20 protein-coding genes are annotated in these 21,335 nt (G+C 63.7%); 15 read left to right on the top strand and 5 right to left on the bottom strand.

The annotated features are described in order from the left end of the window. Positions 1 to 13: 13 nt before the first annotated feature. The 3 genes from J6497_RS13465 to J6497_RS13455 are packed head-to-tail and all read left to right on the top strand — an operon-like array spanning position 14 to position 3,556. Positions 14 to 1,402, top strand: coding sequence for a class II 3-deoxy-7-phosphoheptulonate synthase (locus J6497_RS13465; RefSeq protein WP_225704748.1), 1,389 nt, complete (start codon positions 14 to 16; stop codon positions 1,400 to 1,402). A 3-nt stretch (positions 1,403 to 1,405) separates the two neighbouring features. After that, on the top strand, positions 1,406 to 1,759 hold the full coding sequence (locus tag J6497_RS13460; protein ID WP_225704747.1) for a diacylglycerol kinase: 354 nt from the start codon (positions 1,406 to 1,408) through the stop codon (positions 1,757 to 1,759). Between the two features lie 45 nt (positions 1,760 to 1,804). Next, positions 1,805 to 3,556 carry an NAD+ synthase gene (locus tag J6497_RS13455; RefSeq protein ID WP_225704746.1) on the top strand — a complete coding sequence of 584 codons (1,752 nt, stop codon included), beginning with the start codon at positions 1,805 to 1,807 and terminating at the stop codon, positions 3,554 to 3,556. On the opposite strand, the gene J6497_RS13450 is transcribed toward J6497_RS13455, so the two are convergent. After that, positions 3,557 to 4,738, bottom strand: a complete 1,182-nt coding sequence (locus J6497_RS13450) for a DUF2865 domain-containing protein (RefSeq protein WP_225704745.1) — start codon at positions 4,736 to 4,738, stop codon at positions 3,557 to 3,559. Between the two features lie 168 nt (positions 4,739 to 4,906). Further along, positions 4,907 to 5,212 (bottom strand): hypothetical protein, encoded by a 306-nt coding sequence (locus tag J6497_RS13445; protein WP_225704744.1) that lies wholly within the window; start codon positions 5,210 to 5,212, stop codon positions 4,907 to 4,909. Positions 5,213 to 5,500: 288 nt separating this feature from the next. Here J6497_RS13445 and cysS point away from each other — a divergent pair, with 288 nt between their 5' ends. From cysS to J6497_RS13425, 4 genes are all read left to right on the top strand, one after another. Further along, complete coding sequence (gene cysS, locus J6497_RS13440) at positions 5,501 to 6,913, top strand: cysteine--tRNA ligase (protein WP_225704743.1); 1,413 nt, start codon at positions 5,501 to 5,503, stop codon at positions 6,911 to 6,913. Positions 6,914 to 7,030: 117 nt separating this feature from the next. Continuing rightward, positions 7,031 to 7,543 carry a GNAT family N-acetyltransferase gene (locus J6497_RS13435; protein ID WP_225704742.1) on the top strand — a complete coding sequence of 171 codons (513 nt, stop codon included), beginning with the start codon at positions 7,031 to 7,033 and terminating at the stop codon, positions 7,541 to 7,543. Next, positions 7,540 to 9,138: a citramalate synthase gene (gene cimA / locus J6497_RS13430; protein ID WP_225704741.1), complete on the top strand. Its 1,599-nt coding sequence runs from the start codon at positions 7,540 to 7,542 to the stop codon at positions 9,136 to 9,138. The genes J6497_RS13435 and cimA overlap by 4 nt, the downstream gene beginning before the upstream one ends. A 17-nt stretch (positions 9,139 to 9,155) precedes the next feature. Continuing rightward, a complete protein-coding gene (locus J6497_RS13425; RefSeq protein ID WP_225704740.1) occupies positions 9,156 to 9,533 on the top strand; it encodes a VOC family protein in 378 nt (125 codons plus the stop codon). Positions 9,534 to 9,625: 92 nt separating this feature from the next. On the opposite strand, the gene J6497_RS13420 is transcribed toward J6497_RS13425, so the two are convergent. After that, on the bottom strand, positions 9,626 to 10,231 hold the full coding sequence (locus tag J6497_RS13420) for an LOG family protein (protein WP_225704739.1): 606 nt from the start codon (positions 10,229 to 10,231) through the stop codon (positions 9,626 to 9,628). 230 nt (positions 10,232 to 10,461) lie between these two features. Here J6497_RS13420 and J6497_RS13415 point away from each other — a divergent pair, with 230 nt between their 5' ends. The 4 genes from J6497_RS13415 (at position 10,462) to J6497_RS13400 (ending at position 15,099) form a co-directional block, all read left to right on the top strand. After that, positions 10,462 to 12,441: an ABCB family ABC transporter ATP-binding protein/permease gene (locus J6497_RS13415; protein WP_225704738.1), complete on the top strand. Its 1,980-nt coding sequence runs from the start codon at positions 10,462 to 10,464 to the stop codon at positions 12,439 to 12,441. A gap of 43 nt (positions 12,442 to 12,484) precedes the next feature. Continuing rightward, positions 12,485 to 13,183: a phosphatidylserine decarboxylase gene (locus tag J6497_RS13410; RefSeq protein WP_225704737.1), complete on the top strand. Its 699-nt coding sequence runs from the start codon at positions 12,485 to 12,487 to the stop codon at positions 13,181 to 13,183. A 78-nt stretch (positions 13,184 to 13,261) separates the two neighbouring features. Continuing rightward, a complete protein-coding gene (locus tag J6497_RS13405) occupies positions 13,262 to 14,137 on the top strand; it encodes a CDP-alcohol phosphatidyltransferase family protein (protein ID WP_225704736.1) in 876 nt (291 codons plus the stop codon). A 242-nt stretch (positions 14,138 to 14,379) separates the two neighbouring features. Beyond that, a complete protein-coding gene (locus tag J6497_RS13400; protein WP_376708202.1) occupies positions 14,380 to 15,099 on the top strand; it encodes an RraA family protein in 720 nt (239 codons plus the stop codon). Positions 15,100 to 15,110: 11 nt separating this feature from the next. Here J6497_RS13400 and J6497_RS13395 read toward each other — a convergent pair whose 3' ends face one another. After that, positions 15,111 to 15,737: a TerC family protein gene (locus tag J6497_RS13395; RefSeq protein ID WP_225704735.1), complete on the bottom strand. Its 627-nt coding sequence runs from the start codon at positions 15,735 to 15,737 to the stop codon at positions 15,111 to 15,113. A gap of 266 nt (positions 15,738 to 16,003) precedes the next feature. After that, entirely contained in the window at positions 16,004 to 16,297 is a 294-nt protein-coding gene (locus tag J6497_RS13390) for a hypothetical protein (protein ID WP_225704734.1), read from the bottom strand. A 252-nt stretch (positions 16,298 to 16,549) separates the two neighbouring features. On the opposite strand from J6497_RS13390, the gene J6497_RS13385 reads away from it, so the two are divergent. From J6497_RS13385 to J6497_RS13370, 4 genes are all read left to right on the top strand, one after another. Continuing rightward, a complete protein-coding gene (locus tag J6497_RS13385; protein WP_225704733.1) occupies positions 16,550 to 17,380 on the top strand; it encodes an SDR family NAD(P)-dependent oxidoreductase in 831 nt (276 codons plus the stop codon). Positions 17,381 to 17,587: 207 nt separating this feature from the next. Beyond that, complete coding sequence (locus J6497_RS13380) at positions 17,588 to 18,361, top strand: motility protein A (RefSeq protein WP_225704732.1); 774 nt, start codon at positions 17,588 to 17,590, stop codon at positions 18,359 to 18,361. A 34-nt stretch (positions 18,362 to 18,395) separates the two neighbouring features. After that, the gene (locus J6497_RS13375) at positions 18,396 to 19,226 is read left to right on the top strand and encodes an OmpA/MotB family protein (RefSeq protein ID WP_225704731.1); all 831 of its coding nucleotides are present in this window, start codon (positions 18,396 to 18,398) and stop codon (positions 19,224 to 19,226) included. A 130-nt stretch (positions 19,227 to 19,356) separates the two neighbouring features. Further along, positions 19,357 to 21,255: a potassium transporter Kup gene (locus J6497_RS13370; RefSeq protein ID WP_225704730.1), complete on the top strand. Its 1,899-nt coding sequence runs from the start codon at positions 19,357 to 19,359 to the stop codon at positions 21,253 to 21,255. Positions 21,256 to 21,335 lie beyond the last annotated feature (80 nt).

Raw genomic sequence — 21,335 nt, 5'->3', positions numbered from 1 at the left:
GGAGTTAACGCCCATGTCCGAGCGCTGGACACCCGACAGTTGGCGCGCCAAGACGGTCTTGCAGGTGCCGGACTATCCCGATGCCAAGGCCTTGGCTGACGTCGAGGCGCAGCTTGCGACCTTTCCGCCGCTGGTGTTCGCGGGAGAAGCGCGCAACCTGAAGAAGGCGCTGGCACGCGTCGCTGCGGGCGAGGCCTTCCTGCTGCAGGGCGGCGACTGCGCGGAAAGCTTTGCCGAGCACGGCGCGAACAACATCCGCGACTTCTTCCGCGTGCTCCTGCAGATGGCCGTCGTCCTGACCTACGCCGGCGCGCTGCCCGTCGTGAAAGTCGGGCGTATCGCCGGGCAATTTGCAAAACCGCGCTCCTCGCCGACCGAGAAGGTCGGTGGCGTCGAACTGCCGAGCTATCGCGGCGACATCATCAACGATATCGCCTTCACCAAGGAAGCGCGCACGCCCGATCCGCAGCGCCAGATGATGGCCTACCGGCAGTCGGCGGCGACCCTCAATTTGCTGCGGGCGTTCGCCACCGGCGGCTTCGCCAATCTCGGCAGCGTGCATCAGTGGATGCTCGGCTTCCTGAAGGACTCGCCGCAGTCGCGCCGTTACAAGGAGCTCGCTGACCGCATCTCGGAAGCGTTGAATTTCATGCGCGCCTGCGGCCTCGACCTGGAGAGCCATCCGGAATTGCGCTCGACCGATTTCTATACCAGCCACGAGGCCCTGCTGCTCGGCTATGAGCAGGCGCTGACGCGGGTCGATTCCACGACCGGCGACTGGTATGCGACCTCCGGCCACATGCTCTGGATCGGCGACCGCACCCGCCAGCTCGAGAACGGCCATGTCGAATATTTCCGCGGCATCAAGAACCCGATCGGCCTGAAATGCGGCCCGTCGCTGAAGGCCGATGAGCTTTTGAGATTGATCGACGTGCTGAGCCCCGACAACGAGCCCGGACGGCTGACCCTGATCGCCCGCTTCGGCGCCGACAAGGTCGGCGAGCACCTGCCGGCGCTGATCCGGGCGGTGCAGCGGGAAGGGCGCACGGTGGTGTGGTCCTGCGATCCCATGCATGGCAACACCATCACCTCGACCTCCGGCTACAAGACCCGCCCGTTCGACCGGGTGCTGTCGGAAGTGAAGTCGTTCTTCACCATCCACCAGGCCGAAGGCACTCATGCCGGCGGCGTTCACCTGGAGATGACCGGGCAGGACGTCACCGAATGCATCGGCGGGGCGCGCGCGATCACGGACGAGGATCTCAATGACCGCTACCACACGGTCTGCGATCCCCGCCTCAACGCCGAACAGTCGATCGACATGGCCTTCCTGATTGCGGAGCTGTTGAAACAGGAGCGCGCGAGCAAGGTCAAACCGATGCCGGCAGCCGCGGGGCTCTGACACTTGCTGCGGTTCTGGCGGGCCACCATCAACTCGTGGAACGGCCTCGGCTTCGCGATCCGCTCGGAGCAGGCGGTTCGCGAGGAGGTGGTGGCGCTGTTATTGTCGGTGCCGGCGGCCTGGCTGATCGGCGCCACGGTAATGCGCCGGGTTGAGCTGGTTGCAACCGTGGTGCTGGTGCTCGTGATCGAGCTGCTCAACACCGCGATCGAGAAGCTCGCCGACCGCCTGACCATGGACCACGATCCGCAGATCGGGCGGGTCAAGGACATGGGCTCCGCCGCGGTCGGCGTGGCCCTGGTGATGGCCGGGCTGTTCTGGCTGTTCGCCCTCGCCGAGCGCATGGGCATGATCTAACGCAGGCGATTGCAGTTTACATAGGTGCAAGGCACCATTGATCTCATGAGCGAAGCTGAGTTCATTGTTACACTGGCGCAATTGAATCCGACGGTCGGCGACGTCGCCGGCAACGCCGTGCAGGCGCGCGCCGCGCGCGAGACGGCGAAGGCCGCTGGCGCCGATCTCATGGTGCTGTCGGAGCTGTTCATCGCCGGCTACCCGCCGGAGGACTTGATCCTGAAGCCGGCCTTCCAGGCCGCCTGCCGCGCCGCGGTCGAGGAACTGGCGCGCGAGACCGCCGATGGCGGTCCGGCGGTCCTGATCGGGACGCCCTGGGTCGAGGACGGCAAGCTCTATAACGCGTGCGCGCTGCTCGACGGCGGCCGCGTCGCCGCGCTGCGCTTCAAGGCGAATTTGCCGAACTACGGCGTGTTCGACGAGAAACGGCTGTTCGCGCGCGGACCTGCGCCGGGCCCGGTTACGGTGAAGGGCGTCCGGGTCGGCGTGCCCATCTGCGAGGACATCTGGCTCGAAGAGTCCGAGGACTACGAGAACGTCGTCGAATGTCTCGCCGAGACCGGCGCGGAAATCCTGGTCGTACCGAACGGCTCGCCCTATGCGCGCGACAAGAACGATCTCCGGCTTTCGATCGCGGTCGCCCGCGTCACCGAGAGCGGCTTGCCCTTGATCTATCTAAACGAAGTCGGTGGGCAGGACGAACTGGTGTTCGACGGCGCCTCGTTCGCGCTCAACGCCGATCTCTCGGTGGCGGCACAGCTTCCACCTTTCGAGGAGAGCGTCACGACCCTGCGCTGGACCAGGGGTGAGGCGGGCTGGCGCTGCAACGGGCCGATCACGCCGCTGCTTGAGGACGACAGGGCGGACTACGCGGCCTGCGTGCTCGGCTTGCGCGACTACGTCCGCAAGAACGGCTTTCCGGGCGTGCTGCTCGGCATTTCCGGCGGCATCGATTCCGCGCTGTGCGCGGCGATTGCGGTGGATGCGCTCGGCACCGAGCAAGTTCACGGCGTGATGCTGCCGTTCCGCTATACGGCCCAGGTGTCGCTGGATGATGCGGCAGGCCTGACCAAGATGCTCGGCATCCGCTACGAGGTCTTGCCGATCGCGGACGCGGTGAACGGGTTCGAGAAGATCCTGGCCGAGCCGTTCAAGGGCCTGCCGCGCGACATCACCGAGGAGAACCTGCAGGCGCGGACCCGCGGCACGTTGTTGATGGCGCTCTCGAACAAGACCGGCGCGATGGTGGTCACCACCGGCAACAAGTCCGAGATGTCGGTCGGCTATGCCACGCTTTACGGTGATATGAATGGCGGCTTCAACCCGATCAAGGACATCTACAAGACCCAGGTGTTCCGGCTCGCTGCCTTGCGCAATACCTGGAAACCTGAAGGCGCGCTCGGTCCGTCCGGCGTGGTGATCCCGCCCTCGATCATCACGCGGCCGCCGACGGCCGAACTGCGCGAGAACCAGACCGACCAGGATTCGCTGCCGCCTTACGATGTGCTCGACGCGATCCTGGAACGGCTGGTGGAGCGCGAGGAGCCTTTGGCGTCGATCATCGCCGTAGGCTTTGATCGCGAACTGGTCGCGCGCATCGACCGCCTGCTTTACATCGCCGAGTACAAGCGCCGGCAGGCCGCGCCCGGCGTTAAGGTCACACCTAAGAATTTCGGCCGCGACCGCCGCTATCCCATCACCAACCGCTTCCGCGATCACGGCGAGGCGTTGCCGCAGCCGGACGAGAAGCTGGCCACCCGCGGCACCCGCGCCTCAGTGGAGGCATTTGAGAGTTAGCTATTGCTGCTTCTGCGGGATGAAGGGCGGGCCGACAGTGCGGATCGGCCGATCGCCTGGCGGCGTCGGATCGGCCGGCGCAGCCGGCGTTTCGGGTGCCGGGCCTGCATTCGCCGACGCCGCGCCCTTCTTGCCGGCGGGCGCCTGCTTCGTGGCCTGCTGTTGCGCGCGCAACTGCATCTTCCGCGCGCTCTCCTCGGTGACGATGATGTCGCCCTGCTGCTCGACGGCGGCTTTGTCGTCGACCGATTTCAGCGCCTCGGCCCAGGTCTGGCCCGCCGGCTTGCAGGAGCAGGATGGGTTGAACTCGGTGCGGAACTTGAACGCGTTTGGCAGCGACGTGTAGGGCTGGCCGTTGATCGACACCGCCTGATTGATGTCCTCGCCGGGATTGCGATAGGCGAACAGGGTTGCTTCCGCTGCCGGGCATTGCGCCTTACAGGTCTTCTCGTCATCAGCAAAGCGCGCCTGCACCGTCGCAAACGAGACCGGGAAATAGGCGCCGTCGCAGCTGCGCACGCAGACCGTGCGATAGGTGCCGGATTGCGGAGCGAGGTCGCCGGTCGGCGGCGCAATGGTCACGTTGCTATCATCGCTATGATTGCCGAAGAGGTTGTCGAGGAAATTGCCAGGCCCCCGCACGGCATTGGCATATTGCGGGCCGCAATTGTTCTGCGCCAGTGCGGCCAATACCGAGCGGCGCTGGTTCTCGCGGTCGGCGCCGCCGAGCCCGCCGCTGCGCATCCGCTCCAGGCTCGTCGTCATCTGGTCGAGATTGCCGCGCATCTGCTGGATCTGGGTGTTGATCGGACCGCATTGCGCCGAGTTGTTGTTGAACAGCGAGAAGAAGCCGGAAGAGTCGCAGCCCATCCGCCGCGCCTGCGCGGTCACGCGGTCGAGCTCGGCCTGCTGTCTCGAGGCGGCATCCTGGTAACGGCGGATCTGCTCGTCCCTGATCGGATCGCCGTTGCCGCCGCCGCGGTCGATGGTCGCAAGCTGGCCCTCGAGCCGGATGCAGATCGGGTTGGCGCTCTGTTGCGGGGGCTGCGCCTCCTGGGGCATCTGCGCGTAAGCATCGTCAGGCGTCTGTGCCAACGCATCGCCGCCCGGCAGGGCAGTACCGAGCAGGAGGGCGCAGGTCAAAATCCACTGGGAGAAGCAAGAGTTCAGGCGATTGGGCATGTCCAGTCACAGAATGACGCCGCGCGGCGGGCAAGCCGGAATGGCGCGGGCAAGGCCGCCTGCAATAGCCGTTTCTCAGGGCAGCGTCACGTCGTTTCCGGGGCCCCGATATGGCAAAAGCCCGTGAGAATACCGGCCCTTGATCGCACCTTGGCAGCGCAGACCGGATCAGCGCTGGCAGGTGATGGCGATATATTCGCTGCAAGCGCCGCCAGCGCAATTTTCTCCGGCCTTTGGAACGGCGCCGGTGATTTCGTCGGGATCGACCCGGCGATAGGCGGTGGCCTGTGCAAAATCGCGTGACTGGCAATAGGAGCGGGCAGCGTGCGCCCCGCATTTGTCGCCTCGCGCGAGGCATTCGTCGACGCCATAGCCGTCATCATGGTTGGCGATGATGAAGACGCGGCTGTCGGCCAGTGCGGCGGAGGAGACGAAAATGAATGTGCAGGCAAGAAATGCGGATCGAAACCGCATGGGACACCAGAGGGGAAGGGAACCGGTGCCTATCCGATTAGGCCCAAGACGTTAATAATGATTAACCATGCCGTCCTTGGAATCATCGCAAGCGCCGAAATCGCCCTCAAACGGGCGCAAACAGCCCTTGACGGCGTCCCTCGGATGGCGCCATGGTGGAACCATGAACGGCCACCTCGCCATCTGCAGCATCTGCCGCGAGATTATTAGCTAGCGATTCGCTGGCTGAGGCCGTCTTTTCTCACATCGAGATCACGTGACGCCCCGGCCACAACGGACGGGTATTCCATGCAATTGCGTCTGTACGATACGTTGACCCGGGAAAAGCGGGCCTTCGTGCCGCTCGATCCCAATAATGTGCGCATATATGTCTGCGGGCCGACGGTCTACGACTTCGCCCATATTGGCAACGCGCGCCCGGTGATCGTCTTCGACGTGCTGTTCCGCCTGCTGCGGCATGTCTATGGCGAGAACCACGTCAAATATGTCCGCAACGTCACCGACGTCGATGACAAGATCAACGATCGCGCCGCGCGGGATTTTCCCGGCCTGCCGCTAAACGAGGCGATTCGCAAGGTCACTGCGCAGACGGAACGGCAGTTCCACGAGGACGTCGACGCGCTCAGCGCGCTGCGGCCCACGGTCGAGCCGCGCGCGACCGAGCACATCGCAGAGATGCGCGTGCTGATCGAAAAGCTGGTCTCGGACGGATTTGCCTACGTCGCCGAAGACCATGTGCTGTTTTCGCCGCAGGCGATGAATGCGACCAATGGCGTGCTGCCGCGGTATGGCGCACTCGCCAACCGCTCCCTGGACGAGATGATCGCGGGCGCCCGCGTCGACGTTGCCCCCTACAAGCGCGACAATACCGATTTCGTGCTGTGGAAGCCCTCGAAGCCCGGCGAGCCGTCCTGGCCGTCGCCATCAGGCATCGCCGTGCAGGGGCGTCCGGGCTGGCATATCGAATGCTCGGCAATGGCCTGGAAGCACCTCGGTGAGCAGTTCGACATTCATGGCGGCGGCATCGACCTCGTGTTCCCGCATCACGAGAACGAACTCGCGCAAAGCTGCTGCGCCTTCCACGAAGCGCGGATGGCAAACACCTGGATGCACAATGGCTTCCTGCAGGTTGAAGGCGAGAAGATGTCGAAGTCGCTCGGCAATTTCGTCACGATCCGGGAATTGCTGGCGGATTGGCCGGGCGAAGTGCTGCGCCTCAACATGCTCAAGACCCATTATCGCTCGCCGATCGACTGGACGCTGAAGGGGCTGGAAGAAAGCGAAAAGACGCTCGACGACTGGTACGCGGTCGCGGCCGATGCCGTGGGCGGCCGGCCGGCGGAGGCTGTTGTCGAGGCATTGTCCGACGACCTCAACACGGCACAGACCATCGCGGCGCTGCATGGATTGCGGAGCGCGGCTGTGCACGATGAACAGGCGCGCGGAACTTTCGCGGCGTCGCTCCGGTTCCTCGGCTTTCTTGGCCAGAGCGCCGTGGAATGGAAGGGTCGCAAGCAGCAGGCGAGTGGCATCGACCCGAAATGGGTTGAAGGCCTGGTCTCCGATCGGGCAGCCGCGCGGGCGCGAAAGGATTTCAAGGAGTCCGATCGTATCCGCGACGAGCTCGCGGCCAAAGGCGTTGTGCTGAAGGACGGCAAGGATGCCGACGGCAAACCCGTGACCACATGGGAATTGGCATGATGACCCGTCCCGACACGCCTTTCCCGAAACACTGGCGCTATTACATCTTCGTCAAGTGGGCGGTGATTGTCGCTGCGATCCTGCTCGTCCTGAAACTTCTGGGAGTCTTTTGACCCGATGGCACAGGCACTCCCGCAACCGGCACTCCGACCGTTCTTGCCGGCGGATACACCGATCCTGGCGGCGATCTTCGTGGCCGCCATCCAGGAACTGACCGGGAACGATTACAGCGAAACGCAGCAGGAAGCCTGGGCAGCCGTGGCGGATGACGAGGTAGACTTCGGCAAGAAGCTGGCGGGGGAGTTGACGCTGATCGCGACGGTTGAGAATTCGCCGGTCGGCTTTGCTTCGCTGAAGAACAACAACCACATCGATCTGCTCTATGTGCATCCGAGCGTAGCGGGGCAGGGCGTCGGCGCGATGTTATGCGATGCCCTTGAAAAGCTCGCCGGCGCGCGAGGCACCAAGACGCTCTCGGTCGATGCCAGCGACAACGCGCTGGATTTCTTCCGCAAACGCGGTTACGTCGCCAAGCAGCGCAACAGCTTGAGCATTGAGGGGGAGTGGCTCGCCAACACCACGATGCAGAAGACCCTGGCCAATGGCGCTGCCGCGGGAGGCGCATCGTGAGCTGCGAGCGCCTCTATCTCTTCGACACCACCTTGCGCGACGGCGCGCAGACCAACGGCGTTGATTTCACGCTGCAGGACAAGCAGGTGATCGCACAGATGCTGGACGAACTCGGCATCGACTATGTCGAGGGCGGCTATCCCGGTGCCAACCCGACCGACACCGAGTTCTTCTCGGCAAAACCGAAATTCGATCATGCGCGCTTCACCGCCTTCGGCATGACGCGGCGTCCGGGCCGTTCGGCATCCAACGATCCCGGCTTGGCGGCGATCGTGGAGGCGAAGGCGGATGCGATCTGCTTCGTCGCGAAGTCGAGCGCCTATCAGGTCCGGGTCGCGCTGGAGACCACGAATGAGGAGAACCTCGCTTCGATCCGTGACAGCGTCGCCGCGGCGACGGCTGCGGGGCGCGAGGTGATGGTCGATTGCGAGCATTTCTTCGACGGCTACAAGGAGAATGCCGAGTTCGCTCTGGCCTGCGCCAGGGCCGCCTATGAGGCCGGCGCGCGCTGGGTGGTGTTGTGCGACACCAATGGCGGCACGATGCCGCACGAGATCGAAACCATTGTCGGCGATGTCGTGCGCCACATCCCCGGCAGCCATCTCGGCATCCACGCCCATAACGACACCGAGCAGGCCGTGGCGAACTCGCTTGCCGCGGTGCGCGCCGGCGCGCGCCAGATCCAGGGCACGCTGAACGGCTTAGGCGAGCGATGCGGCAACGCCAACCTCTGCTCGCTGATCCCGACGCTGCGGTTGAAGAAGGAGTTCTCCGACAATTTCGAAATCGGCGTCACGGCCGAGAAGATGACGACGCTGGTGAAGGTGTCGCGCATACTCGATGACATGCTCAACCGCGCGCCCAACCGGCACGCGGCTTATGTCGGCGAGAGCGCCTTCGTCACCAAGACCGGCATCCATGCTTCCGCCGTGTTGAAGGACCCGCACACCTACGAGCACGTGTCGCCGGAATCCGTCGGCAATCACCGCAAAGTGCTGGTGTCGGACCAGGCCGGACGCTCCAACGTCATCGCCGAGCTCGACCGCGCCGGCGTTCCCTACGAGAAGAACGACCCGAAGCTCACGCGCCTCGTCGCTGAGCTGAAGGAACGGGAGGCTGCGGGCTTCGCCTATGAATCCGCCAACGCCTCGTTCGAATTGCTGGCGCGGCGCACGCTTGGAAAAGTACCGGAATATTTCAAGGTCGAGCAGTTCGACGTCAATGTCGAGCAGCGCTACAACGCGCTCGGCCAGCGCGTCACGGTCGCGCTCGCGGTGGTGAAGGTCGACGTCGCCGGCGAGCGACTGATCTCGGCCGCCGAAGGCAACGGCCCCGTGAACGCGCTCGACGTCGCTTTGCGCAAGGACCTCGGCAAGTATCAGAAATACATCGATGGATTGAAGCTGATCGATTACCGCGTGCGTATCCTCAACGGCGGCACGGAGGCGGTGACGCGCGTGCTGATCGAGAGCGAAGATGAGACCGGCGAGAGCTGGACGACGGTCGGCGTGTCGCCGAACATCATCGATGCCTCGTTCCAGGCACTGATGGATTCGGTGTTCTACAAGCTGGTGAAGTCCGGCGCCTCAGGGTGAGGGAGAGGGCGCCCCGCATGATCGACCATGTCTCCGTCGGCGTCAGCGATCTCGAACGCTCCGCGCGCTTCTATGAGGCAACGCTCGCGCCGCTTGGCCTGTCGCGCCTGGTCACCCGTCCGGCCACGATCGGGTTCGGCAAGAGCTATCCCGAATTCTGGATCAACCTGCGCGCCGGCATGAACCTGGTCGCATCTGACACCGGCAGCCACATCTGCCTGCGCGCCAAATCAACCGCCGATGTCGATGCTTTCCATGCCGCGGCCCTGAGCGCCGGCGGCCGCTCCGACAGTGCGCCGGGCCTGCGCCCGCACGACCGTGTTCGCTACTACGCGGCCTTCATCACCGATCCCGACGGCAACCGCATCGAGGCGGTGACGTTTCCGAGCGAGTGAGCCTTTCGTTTCTTTGTTTGAGCATGATCTCCGCGCAAACGCTTCGCGTTTGTCGCGAGGGAAAACCGGTTTCCACTTTTCCGGATCATGCTCTACAGCCGCCGCGCCACGTCAGGCGCGAGTTCCTTGCCGGCTTCGGGCGCGCGGGCGGCAGCGGCGCGCAGGCGCGGCACGATGTCCTCCACGCGGTCGGCCGTCAGTACCTCGAGCGGCAGGCTCGCGCGGATGAAGGCCGTTGAGCGCATATGGTCGAGCAGCGCGAGCAGCGGCTCCCAGAAACCGTCGATATTGGCGAGCAGCACCGGCTTCGTGTGCCGTCCGAGCTGCTGCCAAGTGAGCTGCTCCACCAGTTCCTCCAGCGTGCCGATGCCGCCGGGCAGCGCCACGAAGGCATCCGAGCGCTCGAACATCAGCCGCTTGCGCTCGTGCATATCGGGCGTGACGATCATCTCCTGGACGCGGGTGAGCGCGTTCTCGCGGGCGCGGAGAAAATCCGGGATGATGCCGGTGACCTTGCCGCCATGGTCGAGCGTGGACGTTGCGATCGCGCCCATCAGTCCGATCGAGCCACCGCCATAGACGAGGCGGATATCACTCTCGGCAAAAATCCTTCCGAGCGTGTTGGCTGCTTCGACAAAGCTGGAATTGGTGCCGGGGCCGGAGCCGCAATAGACGCAGACGGTTTTGATCTGGTTCATAGGTCTGATTTGGTTCATCCGCTTATGTGGCACTGCAACGAAAAAAACGTCAAGCCCGGCATTTCACCTGGCGTGGCGTAAAAGTGGCGCAAATGCCTGAAAATCGTGAAAGATCTGCTCCGTGAGGGTTTCCGCGAGATCAAAATCCCCTATATGACGGGCACAATGCAGATCCATGCAAATCACGTGATAGCGAACCGGCGCGCCGTCCTGACGTCGGCGAGTGGTTAATGTCGTCCCAACCCCAACTGCGCCTGAGCGATAGCCCATCTGCCGACGGAAGCAGGGCCGAGAAGGCGACCCTGATCGGCACGCTCGCGCATCTGTGGCCATATATCTGGCCCGGCGACCGCACCGATCTGAAGATGCGCGTGGCGTGGTCGATGGTGCTTTTGCTCCTCGCCAAGCTCGCGACGCTGTCAGTGCCCTTTACCTTCAAATGGGCGATCGACGCGCTGAACGGCACGCCCAGCGCGCCGGTGCAGCCGTCGAACTGGATGATGTGGCTGATCGCCTCGCCGCTTCTGATGACGGCGGGATACGGCGCCGTGCGTGTCCTGATGGCGATGCTGACGCAATGGCGCGACGGCATCTTTGCCCGCGTCGCCATGCATGCGGTGCGGCGGCTCGCTTTTCTCACCTTCGTGCACATGCACGAATTGTCGCTGCGCTTTCACCTGGAACGCAAGACCGGCGGCCTGACGCGCATCCTCGAACGCGGCCGCACCGGCATCGAAACCATCGTGCGGATGGTGATCCTGCAGTTGATCCCGACCGTGGTCGAGGTTGCGCTATTGACGGCTGTCCTGCTGTGGCAGTTCGACTGGCGCTATGTCGGCGTCGTGCTGATCACCGTTACCGCGTTCATGTGCTACACTTATGTCGCTACCGAGTGGCGGATCGAGATCCGCCGCAAGATGAACGACTCCGACACGGAAGCGAACACCAAGGCGATCGATTCGCTGCTCAACTATGAGACCGTGAAATATTTCGGCGCCGAGGCGCGCGAGGCCGAGCGCTACGACCGTTCGATGGAACGCTACGAGCACGCCAGCATCAAGACCTACACCTCGCTGGCGATACTCAACGCCGGGCAGGCGGTCATCTTCACCGCCGGCCTGACGGCGATCATGCTGCTGTGCGCGATCGGCATCCGCAATGGCGGCAACACGGTGGGCGATTTCGTGCTGGTCAATGCCATGATGATCCAGCTCTACCAGCCGCTCAATTTCATGGGCATGGTCTATCGCGAGATCAAGCAGGCCATCATCGACATCGAGAAGATGTTTAGCGTGCTTGCGCGCAAGGCGGAGGTCAAGGACGCGCCCGGCGCCAAGCCGCTGGCGGTGACGGCGGGCAGCGTGAGCTTCGAGGATGTGCGGTTCGCCTATGAGCCGGACCGTCCGATCCTGAAAGGCCTCTCGTTCGAGGTGCCGGCTGGCAAGACGGTCGCGATCGTCGGTCCCTCGGGCGCCGGCAAGTCCACGATTTCGCGGCTGTTGTTCCGCCTCTACGACGTCTCCAGTGGCAGCATCCTGATCGACGGGCAGGACATCCGCGACGTCACGCAAGCCTCGTTGCGCGCCTCGATCGGCATGGTGCCGCAGGATACCGTGCTGTTCAACGACACCATCCGTTACAACATTCGCTATGGCCGTTGGGATGCAACCGACGCCGAAGTCGAGGAGGCGGCGAGGCTCGCCCAGATCGATGCCTTCATCCGGATGTCGCCGAAGGGCTACGAGACCCAGGTCGGCGAGCGCGGCCTGAAACTGTCGGGCGGCGAGAAGCAGCGGGTGGCGATCGCACGCACGGTGCTGAAGGCACCGCCAATCATGGTGCTGGACGAGGCGACCTCGGCGCTCGACAGCCACACCGAGCACGAAATCCAGGCGGCGCTCGAGCGCGTCTCGCGCAACCGCACATCGCTGGTGATCGCGCACCGGCTTTCGACCATCGTCGGTGCCGACGAGATCATCGTCCTCGACCAGGGCCGTATCGCCGAGCGCGGAACCCACCCCCGGCTTTTGGCGCAGGGCGGGCTTTATGCCAGTATGTGGAACAGGCAGCGCGAGGCCGAGGAGGCGCGGGAGAAGCTGGCGATGGTCGACGACGGCAGCGCGACGCCGAACCGTGAGCCGCCGCCGGTCGACGAACTCGAACCCGAGCCGGACCCGGTCGAGAAGCCCTTGCCGACGGCTGCGGAATAGGGTCCATCTCCGTCGCCAGACGTGGGAAACCGAGTGAGATTCGATGTCGATCGCCAATTCCATCCGCGCCCAGATTCCGCCCATTCATCCCGAGGGCTACCCGTTCATCGGCGGCTTCGCGCTGGCGAGCCTAATCCTGTTCTGGATCTGGACGCCGCTGGGCTGGATCGGCACCGTGCTGACGATCTGGTGCGCGCTGTTCTTCCGCGACCCCGTGCGGGTGACGCCGGTACGGGATGGGCTGGTGGTGGCGCCCGCCGACGGGCGCGTCTCGATGATCACGCAAACCCTGCCGCCGGCTGAGCTCGGGCTCGGCGACAGGCCGCTACCACGGGTCTCCATCTTCATGAGCGTGTTCAACTGCCACGTGAACCGCAGCCCGGTCGCAGGGCGGATCGACCGCATCGCTTACCGGCCGGGCGCCTTCATCAATGCCGAGCTCGATAAGGCCAGCGAAGACAATGAGCGCAACTCGCTGGTGATCTCGACGCCGAACGGCCGCATTGGCGTGGTCCAGATTGCAGGCTTGGTGGCGCGGCGCATCGTCTCGTTCGTGCGCGAAGGCCAGTCGATCGGCGCCGGAGAGCGGTTTGGCCTGATCCGGTTCGGCTCGCGGCTCGATGTCTATCTGCCCGAAGGCACCACGCCGCTGGTTTCCGAAGGCCAGACGGCGATCGCCGGCGAGACCGTCCTGGCCGATTTCCGGACCCCCGAGCCGGGGTGGACGTATCGGGCTGATTAACCACGGGGCGCCAACAGTTGCGGCGCCTTGCCGCTATGATGGCGGAGGGAGCTTACGCTTGTTATATAATTGCGAGCCATGATGCCGATCGACTCCAAATATCCGGAACTGCGCCGCCGACGGTTTCGCCAGATTCCGGTGCGGATGCTGGTACCCAATGTCATCACGCTGCTCGCGATCTGCGCCGGCCTGACCGCGATCCGCCTGTCGACCGAAGGGCGGATGGAGCTTGCAGTCGCCGCGATCGTGTTTGCCGCAGCGCTTGACGGCATCGATGGCCGCATTGCACGCCTGATCAAGGGCCAGTCCAAATTCGGCGCCGAGCTCGACAGCCTTGCGGACTTCGTCAATTTCGGCGTGGCGCCAGGCCTGATCCTCTATTTCTGGCAACTCCACGATTTGGGCAATGGCGGCTGGATCGCGGCCATGGTGTTTGCGATCAGCGGCGGGCTGCGGCTCGCCCGCTTCAACGCCTCGATCGACGATCCGAGCAAGCCGGCGTTCGCGGCAAACTATTTCACCGGCGTGCCGGCGCCGGCTGGCGCGATCACGGTGTTGCTGCCGGTCTATCTGGCCTTCCTCGGCGTTACCATGCCGCCGGCGATGCTGACCGCCTTCTACACGCTCTTGGTCGCGTTCCTGATGGTGTCGCGCCTGCCGGTGTTTTCCGGCAAGACGATGCGCATGCGCGTGCCGCCGGAAATGCTGCTGCCGGTATTCGTCTCGGTGGTGTTCTTCATCGCGCTCCTGGTCAGCTATCCCTGGCACATCCTCTCCGCGGGCTCGGTGCTCTACCTGATCAGCTTGCCATGGGGTTGGAAAACGTATCGTGACCATGCTCGCGCCGCGGAGGCGGCTGTGCTGGCCGAAGCCTCGACGGCGTCAACTCCGCCGCCGAGCTATCCGGGCGTCACTGAAGCCGATCAGGACAGCCGTCCGGCCCGCCTTAATTGATGCGCTAGACCTTCATCCTGAGGAGCTTGCGCAGCAAGCGTCTCGAAGGATGAGACCACAGACGGGGCCTTATGGTTCGAGACGGCGCGAAGACGCGCTTCCTCACCATGAGGGGGCGAGGGTTGGCTTTCGTCCAAATATCAGCCATGAGCGGAAGCTCGGTTGGGTTCGCGGCCGATCTCGGCTATAGGCAGAGCCAAGATCGTGTCGCCAAGAAGCGTCCATTTGCCAGGAGAAACGCCGTGAACAAAGCCGTCACCGCCCCGCTGCCCGCGTCCGTCCTCGAAGCCTTGGCGCGCTATGACACGCCGACGATCTGCAATGCGATGGAGATCGTGGCTCCCGAGCGGCGGTTGATCGGCTACACGACCAAACCGCTGGTCTGTCCGTTCCCGGACCTGCCGCCGATCGTCGGCTACGCCCGCACGGTGACGATTCGCTCTGTCCTTCAGTCCGGACTGCCGGGGGCCGAGCAGGCCAAGCGCCGGATCGAATATTACGAATATGTCGGCACCGGCTTCGGGCCGCGCATCACCGTGATCCAGGACATCGATGGCGCCGACGTCGGCTATGGCGCGTTCTGGGGCGAGGTGCAGAGCAATGTGCACAAGGCGCTGGGCTGTCTCGGCGTGATCACCGACGGTTCGATCCGCGACATCCCGCAATGGGCGCCGGGCTTCCAGGCGCTTGCCGGATCGATCGGGCCATCGCATGCCTGGGTGCATGCCGAGAGTTTTGGCGGCGAGGTGCGGGTTGCAGGGATGACCGTGCGCTCCAACGATCTCATTCACGCCGACCGCCATGGCGCGATCGTGATCCCGATCGACGTCGCCGCGAAGCTGCCGGATGCGGCCGAGCTCTGCGGCCGCCGCGAGACGCCGATCCTGGAGATCGCGCGCAGCCCGGACTTCTCGCTCGAGAAGCTGAAGGAAGCTCTGAAGCGCTCGGCCGAGATCCACTGATCGGGCCGCCGTCAGGTCGGCGCGACCTTGGCGACGTCGTGGGCGCCGCGAATGACCATGTCGACGGCGACATAGAGGATGACAGCCAGACCGACATAGGCGATCCAGCGGTGTTTCTGCAGCAGCCGCGCGATGAAGGTCGCGGCTGCTCCCATCAAGGCGATGGAGAGGATCAGGCCGAAGACCAGCACAATCGGATGCTCGCGGGCGGCCCCCGCGACGGCCAGGACGTTATCGAGCGACATCGAGACGTCGGCGACGATGATCTGCGTCGTGGCCTCGAAGAGGGTCTTCCTGGGTGCCCCCTCTGCAGACGCGCCGCCGAGTTCCGCGTCGGCTTCCTCCTTCGCGGTGGCTCGCAGCTCGCGCCACATTTTCCAGCATACCCACAACAGCAGGATTCCGCCGGCGAGCAAGAGGCCAACGATCTGCATGATCTGCGTCGCCACGACGGCAAAGAGAATGCGCAGCACGGTCGCGGCAATAATGCCGATGAGGATCGCCTTGCCGCGTTGCTTCTCGGGCAGGCCAGCCGCCGCAAGACCGATGACGACAGCATTGTCGCCGGCGAGCACCAGGTCGATCAGGACCACCTGCAACAGCGCGGCGAGGAATTCAAAACCGAGAAATTCGGACACGGGTCATGCTCCCCTTCTGGTCGGGAGAGCGACCCCGGATTATGCAGGCCTGATAGCGATGCACGTCTTCGGTGAGGAATTCACCGATACGTCCGCGATCCAACGCCGCAGATCAAAGCAGGGCCACTCCAACTTAACTCCAGTCCGACATCGCAGCCTATCGGCTGCCAGAGGGGCCCGGCCTGGTACGTAGATCATGATCCGATTAGACGGAATCGGATCATGATCTCATCTCTTGGTTGAGCGCGATCTTTTCGGATCATGCTCTAGGGTTGCGAATTCGAACGCGCGACAGCCTCTTCCTCGAAGAACAGCGCCGCTTGGTCCGGCTCGCCAAAAATTGCCGCCGCACATCCCATAAAGGTGAATGCGCCGGCGAAATCCCACCATGTAATGTTCCCCAGGCTCTCCTGAGCCCGGATCAGGTGCGCCACGATGGCGGCCACCGCTGCCTCCGCGAACAGCAGGATGCTGAATGCGGGCAGCACGAGCTCGGGCTCGAGCACACGGATCATCAGGATGGCGGGGAACAAGGTCAGGGCGCCGAACAGCGCAAACATGCCGAAAGGCTCCAACGAAGGAGCATTTCGCATGATCCAGTTTGAACTGGAGGTCAACATCTGTTTCCCTGAATGAATACACCCCGACAACAGCCGCGCAGTATCTGCCAGCAGCACGCTATCGACAGTGATTGATAGCAAAACGCATTCGCGTGCGGGAGGTTTCTGACCCGTGGCGCAGCGCCGCAGACGGGTGTAGTTGTCCTCCGACCGCATGCGGAACCCCACGCGGGCAGAGACGGAACGTGCGCGATGGAAATGCGTGACAAGACCGTGTTCATCACTGGCTCGACCGATGGCGTCGGCCGTTATGTCGCGACCAGGCTCGCCATCGGCGGCGCCAACGTGCTGATCCATGGGCGCGACGAGGCGCGCGCGACATCGCTGATCGAACAGATCAGGCGGGCAGGGGGCCACGAGCCCGTTTTCTATCAGGCCGATCTGTCCTCGCTTGCCGAGACGCGAAAGCTCGCGGAGGCTATGCTCGCGAGCCATCGGCGGCTCGACGTCTTCGTCAGCAATGCCGGGATCGGTTCGCAGAACGAGGGGCCGGCGCGGCAGACCAGCAAGGACGGCCACGAGCTGCGCTTTGCCGTGAATTACCTCGCCGGCTTCCTGCTCGCGCATCTGTTGCTGCCGCTGTTGAAGGCGAGCGCGCCGTCGCGGATCGTCAATGTCGCTTCCCTCGGCCAGCATCCGATCGACTTCGACGACGTGATGATCACGAAGAACTACAGCGGCTCCCGCGCTTACGCCCAGAGCAAGCTTGCGCAGATCATGTTCACGATCGATCTCGCGGAAGAGCTGAAGGGCTCCGGCGTCACAGCAAACTCGCTGCACCCGGCGACCTACATGAACACCACCATGGTGCGCGCCGGCGGCATTACGCCGATCTCTACCGTCGAGCAGGGCGGCGAAGCGATCCTGCATCTGGTGTCGGGTGACGACGTCGCCGATGAGAGCGGACTGTTCTTCAACGGCATGAACGAGACCAGGGCCAATCCGCAAGCCTATGACGCGTCGGCACGGAGACGGCTGCGCGCACTCAGTTTCGAACTCACGGGGCTCGCTGACCGTCACTGAGCCACGCCCGAGATTATGGTTAGCGAAAGATTGAGACCGGCGCGGCGCCCAAGCTCCACTCGGCTACCAGGGATTTTACCGGTTCCTCTCGGGCTTAACCTTTACGCGTCTTTAATGGCGGCCACGTAGGGTTTTGCGGCGCGGTCCGGGGTTGGGTCGTGCACCGTCCAGGACAGGCGGTGTGTAGCGTACGCGTTGGAGTCTCCCATGGATATCATGACGGGCGTCGGGCTCGTGACGGGCATTATCGTGATCTCGGTGATGATGCTGATGGGCGGCGACCTGCACATGTTCATTTCCGAACATGCGATGATTATCATTTTCGGCGGATCGATCGCGGCCACGATGATCCGCTTTCCATTGGGTGCGATTCTCCATGGCCTGCCGCTGGGAGCGAAGTTCGCCTTCACCATGAGCCGGCTGTCTGCGCGCGACCTGGTTGACGAACTGGCCCGGATCGCCGAGATCGCCCGCAAGCAGGGCCCAGTTGGCCTGGAAAAGGTCGAGACCAACGAGCCCTTCCTCGCCAAGGGAATCCGCTACGTCGCCGACGGCTACGACCTCGAATTCATCCGCGACAATCTCGAACGCGACCGCGACAATTTTCTGATGCATCTCGATGAGGGCAGCAAGATCTACCGCGCGATCGGCGACTGCGCGCCGGCCTTCGGCATGATCGGCACGCTGATCGGCATGGTGCAGATGTTTGCAAATATGACGGACCCCTCGAAGCTCGGCCCGTTCATGGCGACCGCCCTGCTGGCCACCCTCTATGGCGCGCTGATTGCGAACCTGTTCTGCCTGCCCATCGCCGACAAGCTGCACGGCAAGCTCCTGGACGAGGAGACCAACCGCACGCTGATCATCGACGGCATCCTGATGATCCGCGATTCCAAGAGCCCGGCCTTGGTCCGCGAAATGCTGCTCGCCTATTTGCCGGAGAAGCACCGCGAAGGAGAGGGCGAACCGGTTCCGGCCTGACCTTCGGCCTGGGAATGGTCCGGAGCTTCACGCGATGGCCAAGAAAAAGCGCGGCGATGCACACACCGGAGGGCACGGCTGGTTCGTGACCTTCGCCGACCTGATGGGGCTGATGATGAGCTTCTTCGTGATGCTCGTCGCCTTCTCCAGCATGGACAACAACAAGCTGAAGATCGTTGCAGGCTCGATGCGCGACGCCTTTGGCTCGCAGACCAATGTGCGCTATTCCGGCATCATCGAATCCGACGGCCTGCCAACGCGACCGAAGTTGAAGAACGTCGAGCATATCTCGCCGGAGGAAACCTCGGACAAGCCGACGCCCGACGAGAAGGAGCGCAACCAGGAGAACGGCGCCAAGCTGCACACCGACCGCGCATTCGCGTTGGCGTCCGCTTCGCTCCGGCAGGCCTTGCAGGACATGCCGGAATTGACCGAAATGTCCAAACACATCATGTTCGAGGAAACCAAGGACGGCCTTAATCTTGAGATCGTCGATCAGGACGGCCGCTCGATGTTCTCCGACGGCTCCAAGGTGCCTTACGACCGCACGCGGCGGCTGATTCAGAAGCTTGCTGGGCCGCTCAAGGCAACGCCGCTGCGCGTATCCATCGTCGGCCACACGGCCGCCGGTTTCGTGCCGGCGCGCAGCGACTATGGTGCGTTCGACCTGTCGGCGGACCGCGCCAATGCAGTGCGCCAGATCCTCGAGCGCGAAGGGTTGCCGCCGTCACACATCTTTGCGGTGTCGGGCAAGGCCGACAGCCAGCCGTTGTTTCCGGACGATCCTTCGCTCGCGGCAAACCGTCGCGTCACCATTACCTTGATGCGTGAGGATCCGCCGCTGCCGCCCGGCTTGAAGCCGTAATCCGCCGAATTTACTATCTGCCGCCTGTCCGCCTGCCACGGATGCGCGTCCGGCGCAACGGTTGACAGGGAACGCGGAAGCGTGGATAGCCGCGCCGGATCAAACCAGCAGATAGGGCGTTTTCTCCGCCATGGCTGTCAGCGCCTCATCCAGCGAGGTCCAAGAGGGACCGGTCACCTCCAACTTCTGGGCCCTGACGCTGGGCAGTATTGGCGTGGTGTTCGGCGATATCGGCACTTCGCCGCTCTATGCGTTCCGCGAGGCAGTCGCTGGCGCCACGCACGGACAGCCGGTATCTCGAATCATTGTCCTGGGCGTGCTCTCGCTGATCCTGTGGGCGCTCTTCATCGTCGTCACCTCGAAATACGTGCTGCTGCTCTTGCGCGCCGACAACAACGGCGAGGGCGGCACGCTCTCGCTGATGGCGCTGGGGCAGCGCGCGATGGGGCGGAGAAGCTGGCTGCTGCTGGCGCTCGGCGTGGTCGGGGCCTCGATGTTCATTGGCGATTCCATGATCACGCCGGCGATTTCCGTGTTGTCGGCGGTCGAAGGCCTCAAGCTGGCGACGCCGGCACTGCAACACTACGTGGTGCCCGTCACGATCTTCATCCTGATCGTACTGTTCTCGGTTCAGCGCATCGGCACCGCGCTGGTTGCTTCCGCTTTCGGGCCCGTGATGGTGGTGTGGTTCGCCACGCTCGCCGTGATGGGACTGGTCCACATCAGGGATGACCCGTCGGTGTTGGCGGCGATCAACCCCTATTACGCGCTGCAGTTCCTGCTGACGCATGGCACCATCGGATTGGTGACGTTGGGCGCGGTGTTCCTGGCCGTCACCGGCGGCGAGGCTCTCTATGCCGATCTCGGCCATTTCGGCCGCAAGCCAATCCAGTCCGGCTGGCTGTTCTTCGTGCTGCCGTCGCTTCTGCTCAATTATTTCGGGCAGGGGGCGCTGGTGCTGGCCGATCCGTCCGCGATCGAGAATTCGTTCTACCGGATGGTTCCCGACTTCCTGCTGCTGCCACTGGTGGTGCTCGCGACCGCGGCCACCGTGATCGCGAGCCAGGCCGTCATCACCGGTGCCTATTCGCTGGTCCGCCAGGCGGTGCAGCTCGGCCTGCTGCCCCGCTTCGAGGTCCGCTACACCTCCGAGTCCCATGCCGGGCAAATCTATCTGCCGCGCGTCAACCGCTTGCTGCTGATCGGGGTCCTCTTGCTTGTGCTGCTGTTCCACACTTCGAGCGGACTGGCATCGGCCTACGGCATCGCCGTTTCCACCACCATGGTCGTCGACGGCATCATGGGCTTTGTCGTGATCTGGAAATTGTGGAACTGGCGTGTGGCGACCGCAGCCGCGGTGATTGTGCCGCTCGTGGTGGTCGATATGACTTTCTTGAGCGCCAATCTCCTGAAACTGTTCGAAGGCGCCTGGGTGCCGCTTCTGTTTGGCATTGCGATGACGGTCATGATCTGGACCTGGCGCCGCGGTGTCGGCATCCTGCTCACCAAGACCAGGCGCATCGAGGTGCCGCTCGATGACCTGATCAAGAGCCTGGAAAAGCGGCCACCGCATATCGTCAAGGGCACCGCGGTCTTCCTCACCAGCGATCCCGGCTTCGTGCCGACCGCGCTGCTGCACAACCTCAAGCACAACAAGGTGCTGCACGAGCACAATGTCATCCTAACCATCGAGACGGCGCAGACGCCGCGCGTCGATCTTTCCGAACGTGTTCACATGGAACGCGTCAGCGACAAGTTTTCCAAGGTACGCCTCCGGTTCGGCTTCATGGAATCGCCGAATGTCCCCAAGGCGCTGGTGATCGCCCGCAAGCTTGGCTGGCAGTTCGACATCATGGCGACCTCATTCTTCGTGTCGCGTCGGTCGCTCAAGCCCGCGGCGCAGTCGGGCATGCCGCTGTGGCAGGATCACCTGTTCATCGCCATGAGCCGCTCCGCCAATGACGCCACGGACTATTTCCAAATCCCCACCGGGCGAGTGGTTGAGGTCGGCACGCAGGTAACTATTTGACCGGCGGCACGATTCTGGCTGGCCAAAACGCCACCTATGTGTAAAGCGCATGGCGGAGGCCTGATTATTGCCTAACCTAT

The organism is Bradyrhizobium cenepequi (assembly GCF_020329485.1).
Lineage (GTDB): Bacteria > Pseudomonadota > Alphaproteobacteria > Rhizobiales > Xanthobacteraceae > Bradyrhizobium > Bradyrhizobium cenepequi.
Note: the sequence above shows the minus strand (reverse complement) of the source record. Positions and strands in the feature narration are given on the sequence as shown.

Excerpts from the sequence above, each read along its gene's own strand:
- J6497_RS13385 (WP_225704733.1), top strand. The coding sequence starts at position 16,550 with ATGGAAATGCGTGACAAGACCGTGTTCATCACTGGCTCGACCGATGGC.
- J6497_RS13450 (WP_225704745.1), bottom strand. The coding sequence starts at position 4,738 with ATGCCCAATCGCCTGAACTCTTGCTTCTCCCAGTGGATTTTGACCTGC.
- J6497_RS13370 (WP_225704730.1), top strand. The coding sequence starts at position 19,357 with ATGGCTGTCAGCGCCTCATCCAGCGAGGTCCAAGAGGGACCGGTCACC.
- J6497_RS13415 (WP_225704738.1), top strand. The coding sequence starts at position 10,462 with ATGTCGTCCCAACCCCAACTGCGCCTGAGCGATAGCCCATCTGCCGAC.
- J6497_RS13410 (WP_225704737.1), top strand. The coding sequence starts at position 12,485 with ATGTCGATCGCCAATTCCATCCGCGCCCAGATTCCGCCCATTCATCCC.
- J6497_RS13375 (WP_225704731.1), top strand. The coding sequence starts at position 18,396 with ATGGCCAAGAAAAAGCGCGGCGATGCACACACCGGAGGGCACGGCTGG.
- J6497_RS13455 (WP_225704746.1), top strand. The coding sequence starts at position 1,805 with ATGAGCGAAGCTGAGTTCATTGTTACACTGGCGCAATTGAATCCGACG.
- J6497_RS13445 (WP_225704744.1), bottom strand. The coding sequence starts at position 5,212 with ATGCGGTTTCGATCCGCATTTCTTGCCTGCACATTCATTTTCGTCTCC.
- J6497_RS13420 (WP_225704739.1), bottom strand. The coding sequence starts at position 10,231 with ATGAACCAGATCAAAACCGTCTGCGTCTATTGCGGCTCCGGCCCCGGC.
- cysS (WP_225704743.1), top strand. The coding sequence starts at position 5,501 with ATGCAATTGCGTCTGTACGATACGTTGACCCGGGAAAAGCGGGCCTTC.
- J6497_RS13435 (WP_225704742.1), top strand. The coding sequence starts at position 7,031 with ATGGCACAGGCACTCCCGCAACCGGCACTCCGACCGTTCTTGCCGGCG.
- J6497_RS13405 (WP_225704736.1), top strand. The coding sequence starts at position 13,262 with ATGATGCCGATCGACTCCAAATATCCGGAACTGCGCCGCCGACGGTTT.
- J6497_RS13465 (WP_225704748.1), top strand. The coding sequence starts at position 14 with ATGTCCGAGCGCTGGACACCCGACAGTTGGCGCGCCAAGACGGTCTTG.
- J6497_RS13425 (WP_225704740.1), top strand. The coding sequence starts at position 9,156 with ATGATCGACCATGTCTCCGTCGGCGTCAGCGATCTCGAACGCTCCGCG.
- J6497_RS13380 (WP_225704732.1), top strand. The coding sequence starts at position 17,588 with ATGGATATCATGACGGGCGTCGGGCTCGTGACGGGCATTATCGTGATC.
- J6497_RS13390 (WP_225704734.1), bottom strand. The coding sequence starts at position 16,297 with ATGTTTGCGCTGTTCGGCGCCCTGACCTTGTTCCCCGCCATCCTGATG.